The 1,371-nt window shown below is 72.0% G+C and carries 2 protein-coding genes; both read left to right on the plus strand.

The window, feature by feature from the left end:
* Window positions 1-224 precede the first annotated feature (224 nt).
* A complete protein-coding gene (locus tag HW445_RS34315) occupies window positions 225-608 on the plus strand; it encodes a hypothetical protein (RefSeq protein WP_308800233.1) in 384 nt (127 codons plus the stop codon).
* The coding region (locus HW445_RS31095) for a caspase domain-containing protein (protein ID WP_180224121.1) at window positions 602-1,371 on the plus strand (770 nt) is incomplete at its 3' end. The genes HW445_RS34315 and HW445_RS31095, both read left to right, overlap by 7 nt.

Raw genomic sequence — 1,371 nt, forward strand, 5'->3', positions numbered from 1 at the left:
AGGTGTGCGCGTGGTGGGCCTCATCCCCCCACCGTAGGGCCGGGACACTTCGGCGCGCCCCGAACCGTTCCCCCCGCCCGCACGGGTCACGTCCCGGCCCGATCCGCTCCGACGACACAGACAACTCCCTTGATTCGTACACCTGTTGCACCTGTGGCGGTACATTCTCAAGTGTCGGTGGCGAATACACCGGAACGGTTGTCCACACGGGGGAGGTGGAACGGGTGACGCACGTCCGCATCGAGGTGGAAAGCAGTGTGCCCGAGGCCGAGTTACGACTGCTGCACCAGTGGCTGCGCCAGGACCGGCAGGCCGCTGGTCCCCGGGTGACGCGCGTGGAGGGCCGGGGCCGCCCGGACGAGATGGGTACCGCCCTCGACGCGCTGCAGCTCGTGACCGGCAACGCCTGGAGCGCCGCCGCCTTCGTGGTCTCGGTACTGACCTGGCGACAGACACGCCCCAGGCCTCCCCGCGTCACCTTGCGGCGTGGGGAGGTCGAGGTCACCCTCACCGACGGCACGGACGACGAGATCAGGCGTGTCGTCGCCCTGCTGGAGACCGCGGACGGTGAGGCCTCCCTTTCCCCGGAAGGGCCGCAGGAGTGCTGAACGGCCCCGCACCGGTTCCGGAGCGCTCCCGCGCCGTCCTGATAGGCGTCAGCCGCTACCGGCACCTGCACGACCTGCCGGCCGTCGCGCAGAACGTGCCGGATCTGGCCCGCGCGCTGACCGGACCGCTCGGATGGCGGCTGCCGCCGGCGAACTGCCGCACGGTGACGGAGCCCGCGACCCCCGTCGAGATGCTGGGGCCCGTCGAGGAGGAGGCCGCCGGCGCCGAGGACACTTTGCTGGTCTACTTCGCGGGCCATGGGCTGGTGGACGCCCGCGGCGACCTGTTCCTCGGTCTCCCGGGCTCGACGAAGGCTCCCTACACGGGTGTTCCGTACCAACTGCTGCGCGACGTCCTTCTGGAGGCCCCGGCCCGGCGGCGGGTGGTCGTGCTGGACTGCTGCTTCAGCGGGCGGGCGCTGGGTCTCATGGGCACGGCGGACGTGTCACTGGCGGCGCAGGCCGACATCGAGGGCAGCTACCTCCTGGCCGCCGCCGACGAGACCCACCATGCCAAGGCGCCGGTGGGTGAACGGCACACGGCCTTCACCGGCGCTCTGCTCCGGCTCCTCACCGACGGCATCCCCGGGGGGCCCGAGGAGCTGGATCTGAACGACGCCTACCGGCACCTCTCCGCGGTGTGCCGTGCGGCTGGGCTTCCGGCCCCGCAGAAGCGGGACCGGAACTCCATGGGCAACCTGTTCCTCACCCGTAACGCCGCCACCGGCCGCACCACCGCCCCTCCGGCGCCGCCCCCGGTGCG

The sequence above is a fragment of the Streptomyces sp. UH6 genome, assembly GCF_013421635.1.
Taxonomy (GTDB): domain Bacteria; phylum Actinomycetota; class Actinomycetes; order Streptomycetales; family Streptomycetaceae; genus Streptomyces; species Streptomyces abyssomicinicus.